Raw genomic sequence first — 5,903 nt, 5'->3', positions numbered from 1 at the left:
GAGCGTTGTGGTGCTGTAGGTTTCTGGCGCAGGCTGGTTTGCGCTCAGTTCCGATGGCTCTGCGTTTTCTGTGGCAACCGTCGCGCTGGGCGGTGCGTTCACGTCCATTACAAACTTGGCAATGCTGCCCGTTACCCCGACGGCCAGCACAGCCACCGCAGCCACCCGCAGCCATTCGGGCGATCGCCTCGTTCCCGCAGCATAGGGCAAATCTACCGCCATCGCTTCGGCCGTATAGGCATCTAGCGCCTCTGCCAGATCCACCAACTGCGTCGTGCTGAGGCGAACCGTGTCTACCGCTGCGCCCGCCGCCAGCGTCCCCAGATGCAGTTCATGGGCCAGCAGACCTAGCGGCTTTAGCTGGATGCCTTCTGCACCAACCCGCAGGTCTACCCCGTCGCGATTGACGATTTCAAGGCCCTGGGCTGGGGTCTTGTCCTCCGGCAGTCCTTGGGCGACCGCTGCGACGAGGGGCGATCGCTCTGGGGCCAGCCGCAGCAGCGCCTCATCCGCCAACCCTGCATCGGAACCCAGCAGACGCGCCACGTATTCGCTGACGGTTGCGTGCAGCGCTTCTAGCTGAAGGCGATCGCCCTGAACCTCTACTTGCTGCTCCGTCGGGCGACGCGGATCGTCAAACCGCAGATTGAACCGCACGTTTTTCATGACCGTCTGATCAGTCCAGCGCGACAGCGCCGACCCAGTGGCCCGCACTTCTAGCGTGCAGGTCGGGGGGGTGTATCGTCGGAGAACGGCAGGTGGCATGTTAGGCGTTGGAAGTGAGGGATCAAAGGTTCGCAGGAAAATCAGGGACGGCTCTGAGGTTCACTTGGCTCGGTCAATCAGCGCCATCCACAGCCGCCGGGCCCCATGCGGGGTGCTATAAAACAGCAGGTCGATCAGCAGTTTGAGGGCGAGGTAGGTGAGCTGGTCGGGGGTTGCCGCATCGTCGTCCATCCGCTCCTGATAAGTGTTGTGGAAGGTGTCGAGGTAGTCGCCCAGGAGCGCGGTTTGGTGCGGTTCGCGGCCCTGCTCGGTGAGTTGCTCTAGCAGCGTGACAGCCCGACGGATGAGTTCTTGGTGCTGCTGGGCCAGGTGGCAGATGATCAGCACGAGCGATCGCGCTTCGTCCACGTCCATACGCTTGCGCCCTTGCCCCTTCCGCAGCGGGCTGGATTGGCGCAGCCGCCACAGCGCCACCCGATCGGCAATGGCTTCCGTCAAGCCGAGCGTGTCTGCTGCCTGGAGCATTGCGTCGGAGCCAATGCCCGCCAGTGCCTCCAGCGCCAGCAGCACTAGGTCAAGTTGAGCCTTGATGCTGTCTAGCTGGGCGGGGTCGGGCTGGTTGGCTAGGGGCAGCGCGTCCTGCACAGAGGCGCGGGGCTTGGTGGTCGGCGGCATAAGTCTAGACTAAGGCAGGCGTAACGCGAAGGAGACTCGGTTACAGGTCTTGAAACCAGACGCGCAGGATCAGCGACCGAGTTCCCTCCAATGCTATAGCAAAGCTCTAGCAAATAGGTGAATAGCTGAGGGGATAGAGGTGGGTGTTCAAGTTCTGGCAGGGTTTAGATGCGGCAGCGTTGCGAAAGCAATTCTGTAAGATTGCATTTTGATTAAGATTGCAGGCAAGTCTGAGTTTGGGGATTGGCAACGGAGTTGCTGAACATAAGGATTGGAAGTAGGGCTGAACAGTAGCTTTAGCTTTCTCTGAGAGCGGAAATTATGTTGTCGCAAAATTTAAAGGCATAGGTTCTTAGACTGCCACCGAGCGATCGCCTTGCGCTAGCTAGTGCCATTATTGATTCTTTGCAAAATTCGCCAGTTGCCAAACCTGAACGTGTCGGTGCTATACAGCGAATGCGCGGACTGCTCAGAACAGACCAACCTGCGCCAACCGATCAGGAAGTGGCAGAAATGCTAGAGGCGCGTCGGTTGGAGAAGTTCTGATCGTAAACGTCCTAATTGATACAAATATTCTTCTGGACTTTTTATTACAGCGTGAGCCATTTTTTCAGGATGCGGAACTGCTGTTTCAAACGATAGAAGCTGGTCAGGTTATCGGACACATCACAGCTACAACGCTGACGGATATTTTTTACGTTGCTCGGAGGCACACACGCAGTATTGAACAAACACGGCAAGCCGTTTCAGAAACCCTAATGGCTATGGAAGTTTGCCCTGTAAATCGGGAAATTTTGGAGGCTGCGTTGAGTTCTGGCTTGGCTGATTTTGAAGATGCTCTTCAAATCGCCTGTGCAGTATCTCAGGGACTGGATGCAATCCTGACTCGTGATACTCAGGGCTTTTTAGGCTCGTCTAGACCCATCCTGTCTGTTCAAGCGTGTTTGGCACAATTGAGAGCCTAAAGCTGAAAGCCTGAAGCTGAAAGCCTGAAGCTGAAAGCCAAGAACTAAGAGCCTGATATCGATCCCTGTCGATTGCTTTACGCTGCAAACTGGAGAAATAGAAATTGCTGTTCTGTGCTTTAGCTTGCTGTGAATCTTGCTGTGAATCTTGTCTAGCGCTACGATTCAAGCGCTTGCCTAAGATGCCGATCGCCAAGTGCCGTGGAAGCCGATGGGGATGATGCTGGGCAGCCCCAGCCGACAGATGGGGCCTGCTTCTAGGCGATCGCCCCCGTAGATCCAGACCTCGCTCTGGTGGCGATCGCCATCGTAGACCACCGTCAGCAGCCAGCCCTGAGTGGGATGCTCTGGATCGGGCGCAAAAATTGGCTCCACGACGTAGCGACGGGGCCCGGCGGCGGCGACGGTGAGCGTGTTGGTGGTGTGGTCATAGCGGGCGATCGCCCCAAATAGCTCTCCTTGCTCCTCCGCTTTCGGCAGGTGAACCGTGAGGTAGGTGTGCTGCCAGGGCTGCCCCACGTCTTTGGGTGCAACGGTGGGAAACTCGCAGCCCCGCTCCACCACGGCGCTCATGCCCAACACTTTGGCAGACTGTGGATCGAGGCGCAGTTCCCATAGGGTGCCCGTGGTGCGGGTGGTGGTGCAGCCTGTGGCGACTTCCTTGAGGAACTGATTCGTTGAAAAATCGGGATAGCGCACCAGATTCAGCAGGATGTCTCCCGCTGCCGTTTCTGCGCCGTTGCCCAAGTGCCACTGAAACCAGGGTTCCGCCTCGCCCCGACTGATCAGGCTCAAGCGTTCCCGGTCAAAAATCCAAACCTGTGTCCCTAGCTCTGGCTTCCAGGCAAAGGCATCGCTGGCGCTTTGCAGATTCAGCAACAGCGGCAGCGCCCTAATCCGCACCGGATTCACCAAAAACACGAGGTATCGTCCCGCCAGCACGAAGTCATGCACCAGCGGAATGCCCTCCAGCGGAATCGCCGCCCGCTGCCTCACTGTGCCATCTGCTGCACAGCGATAGAGATTTAGCACGGCGCTGCGCCCAAAGGATACGCCAAAGTTAAAAATTTCTCCCGTGCGGCCGTCGCGCTTGGGATGGGCCGAAAAGGGTAGCCTGTCCAGTCCGTGGAGGTTCTCCGCGCCGAGGGTTTCCAGGGTTTCCAGGTCGAGCGCGTGGGGCAGTCCGGCTTCCCACAGCGCCAAGAGGCGATCGCCCAGCGCCAGCACAGAGGTATTCGCCACGTTTTTGGGCAGCTTGCCAAATCGAGTCCACAGCGGCCCTGGCGGGGTCATGCCATAATTCCCAAACAGCAGCCGTCCCGCCGCTTCCTCTGCCTGATAGCCCGCCGTTTGCACATAGCGATAGGTGGCCGTAGCCGCGCCCTTGGCAAACCGCACCGCCAGAATCGCGCCATCGCCGTCGAACCAGTGCCCCATGCGCTGCCCGCCGCGCTCCAACCGCCCTGGCCCGTTGCGATAGAGCGTACCTTGCAGTCCGTCAGGAACCCGCCCCTCCAGAACGGGCAAAGGCGTGGGCAAGAATTCCTGGGCCGTGTGCAGAACCGCTGCGGCCCAGGCGGATGAGGAGGTTGGGGAGTGGAGACTGGGAGAAACGGAACGCATAATCGCTGAAAGCTGCTAGCGATAGCGTAGCGTACTCGTGCGATACGGGGCGACTGGCAGCCTGTCCAACGGGCGATTGCCCTCTACTGCTCCTGATGAAGCTCTCCCTCGATCATCCTCTACGGAGATTCCCCTTTAGTATTTTTAGTTTTCAACCCAGGGTTCCTCCACCAAGTCCGCTGAGTCCGCAGGCGCGTCATCTAGATCGTTCCCAATCGCGGCTGGCGCTGCGTCTGAGGCGGGTTCGCTCAGGTTGGCATCCGCCGCAGGAACAGGCGCTTCAACTGGGGCGATCGCCCCTTCAGCAGGGGTTGCCGGAGTGATGGGCGGAGTCACGTTTGGCTGAACGGTGGGGCTGGAAATCGCCTTGGCAGGTTCAGGAGCTTTGCGGGTTGGAGATGCCTCGGCTCCGCTGGGCAAGATGGTGGGCGAGAGGGGTTCCTCGGTGGAATAGTCGATAAAGCTATCGCTGGGCGCATGACCCGGATCGGCGGGCGTGTCGGTGAAGGACTTGGCGGGCGCGTCAGAGGGCGAAGCGTCAGGAGATGCCGGGAGGGGAGCCTGACGATCCAGAATAATTGGTGTCTTGAGCGGCTGGTCAAACAGGGCCGAGGCTTGCTCTAGGTAGCGCAGAATGTCTTGGCCTCTATCGGCGGGGGCGATCGCCGCCTTATTCTGCTTCACCTGCACGGGCAAAAACTCCAGCCGCATCTGTTCTTCGCGCAGCGACACCTTCAGCATGGCGGTGTCATAGTCGGCTGGCTCGGCACTCGTAGATTTGTCGGGATTTTCTGGCTGAAAAACAAAGTCTCCCAGGGAGTAGGCGATCGCTCGTCCCTTGTAGATCTCTGCCCCTTGCAGCACAGTGGGATGATAGCCCACAACGAGATCCGCACCGTGGTCAATCGCAAACCGACAGAGCCGCACTTGGCGATCGCTCGGAAAGCTGGCCAACGCCTCGCCCCAGCGATAGTTCACGACCACCCAATCGACCTGGCTGCGAATCGCGTCAATATCTTCGGCGATTTGCTCCTCCAGTGCCGGATTGGTGCCCGCCCGCCAGAAGCTCGCCGCCTGCAAGTCTGAATCGCTGTAGCCCAGGTAGGCAATGCGCTTGCCCCGCACCTCCACAATTTCGGGCTGGCGGGCTTCGCGGCGGTTTCGCCCCGCGCCGACCGGACGTAGCCCCTGCTGCTCTAGGGTTTGAATCGCCTGCCTGATCTGAGCAGCAGGCGTATCTGCCGACCCGGTTCCCGCAACGCGATTTCCCGCCTCCGCACTCACCGCTGCCACGTTCACCATCGTCAGCCCCGCATTGGGCAAGGGCGACGGTTCCGCCGCGATATCTTCCAACACAGGCGGATCGAGCCGCGTCAGCAGCACATCGGGATAGGGATAGGGCGTAGGAGCCGCGTCTGGCACGGGGCCATGCAGCGAGGGCACGCGGAAAGGCGACTCGCTGCTAAAGGCCAGCGTTACTGTGGTGGGGTCGGGCACGGTAGAGAGGTCAGACGCGGGCCGCAGCACGGGAATCCGACCGGTGGGCGTGGCGATTGTGGGCGTGCCCGTCAGCAGGGACACCGGATCGAGTCGCCGCATCAGTTCTGCACCACAGCCCACTAAAAAGATGGCGGCGGCTGTGGTTGCCATGCGGCCGACCTGAGACGGGCTGACCCGTTCTGCCGTGTCCAGCAGCCGATCGACCGTGGTATTAAACGCCTGCACCGTGGCATCCATTGCCGCATCGAAGGTTTGCACAGTGGCCACACCCCACGCCTGCCAGTCGGGCAGGGTCAGCGTCACTGTCGGCCAGTCCATACGGGGCATTTCTACCGAAATGGACGGAATGTGAACAGTTGGAATGTGAACAGTTGGAATGTGAACAGTTGGAATGTGCACGGCTGGAAGATGGAC

At 59.7% G+C, this 5,903-nt stretch carries 6 protein-coding genes; 2 read left to right on the top strand and 4 right to left on the bottom strand.

All coding sequences use genetic code 11. From position 1 onward, the window contains the following. Both IGS51_RS08760 and IGS51_RS08755 read right to left on the bottom strand, forming a co-directional pair. On the bottom strand, window positions 1-765 hold a 765-nt coding region (locus IGS51_RS08760; protein ID WP_297078050.1), incomplete at its 3' end, for a DUF4335 domain-containing protein. Between the two features lie 60 nt (window positions 766-825). Then, entirely contained in the window at window positions 826-1,401 is a 576-nt protein-coding gene (locus tag IGS51_RS08755; RefSeq protein WP_297078049.1) for a DUF3038 domain-containing protein, read from the bottom strand. A 357-nt stretch (window positions 1,402-1,758) separates the two neighbouring features. Between IGS51_RS08755 and IGS51_RS22330 the strand changes: the two genes are divergently transcribed. Both IGS51_RS22330 and IGS51_RS08750 read left to right on the top strand, forming a co-directional pair. Continuing rightward, window positions 1,759-1,947: a hypothetical protein gene (locus IGS51_RS22330; RefSeq protein ID WP_367279294.1), complete on the top strand. Its 189-nt coding sequence runs from the start codon at window positions 1,759-1,761 to the stop codon at window positions 1,945-1,947. Further along, window positions 1,947-2,366 carry a PIN domain-containing protein gene (locus IGS51_RS08750; RefSeq protein ID WP_367279293.1) on the top strand — a complete coding sequence of 140 codons (420 nt, stop codon included), beginning with the start codon at window positions 1,947-1,949 and terminating at the stop codon, window positions 2,364-2,366. The genes IGS51_RS22330 and IGS51_RS08750 overlap by 1 nt, the downstream gene beginning before the upstream one ends. Window positions 2,367-2,543: 177 nt before the next feature. Here the strand turns inward: IGS51_RS08750 and IGS51_RS08745 are convergent, their stop codons facing one another. Then, complete coding sequence (locus IGS51_RS08745; RefSeq protein ID WP_297078048.1) at window positions 2,544-3,989, bottom strand: carotenoid oxygenase family protein; 1,446 nt, start codon at window positions 3,987-3,989, stop codon at window positions 2,544-2,546. 144 nt (window positions 3,990-4,133) lie between these two features. Then, on the bottom strand, window positions 4,134-5,903 hold a 1,770-nt coding region (locus tag IGS51_RS08740), incomplete at its 5' end, for a CapA family protein (protein ID WP_297078047.1).

The organism is Thermoleptolyngbya sp. M55_K2018_002 (assembly GCF_015295965.1).
GTDB lineage: Bacteria > Cyanobacteriota > Cyanobacteriia > Elainellales > Elainellaceae > Thermoleptolyngbya > Thermoleptolyngbya sichuanensis.
This window is presented reverse-complemented; position numbering and strand designations above follow the sequence as displayed.

Coding starts and splice junctions, on each gene's coding strand:
- IGS51_RS08755 (WP_297078049.1), bottom strand. CDS start 1,401: ATGCCGCCGACCACCAAGCCCCGCGCCTCTGTGCAGGACGCGCTGCCC.
- IGS51_RS08745 (WP_297078048.1), bottom strand. CDS start 3,989: ATGCGTTCCGTTTCTCCCAGTCTCCACTCCCCAACCTCCTCATCCGCC.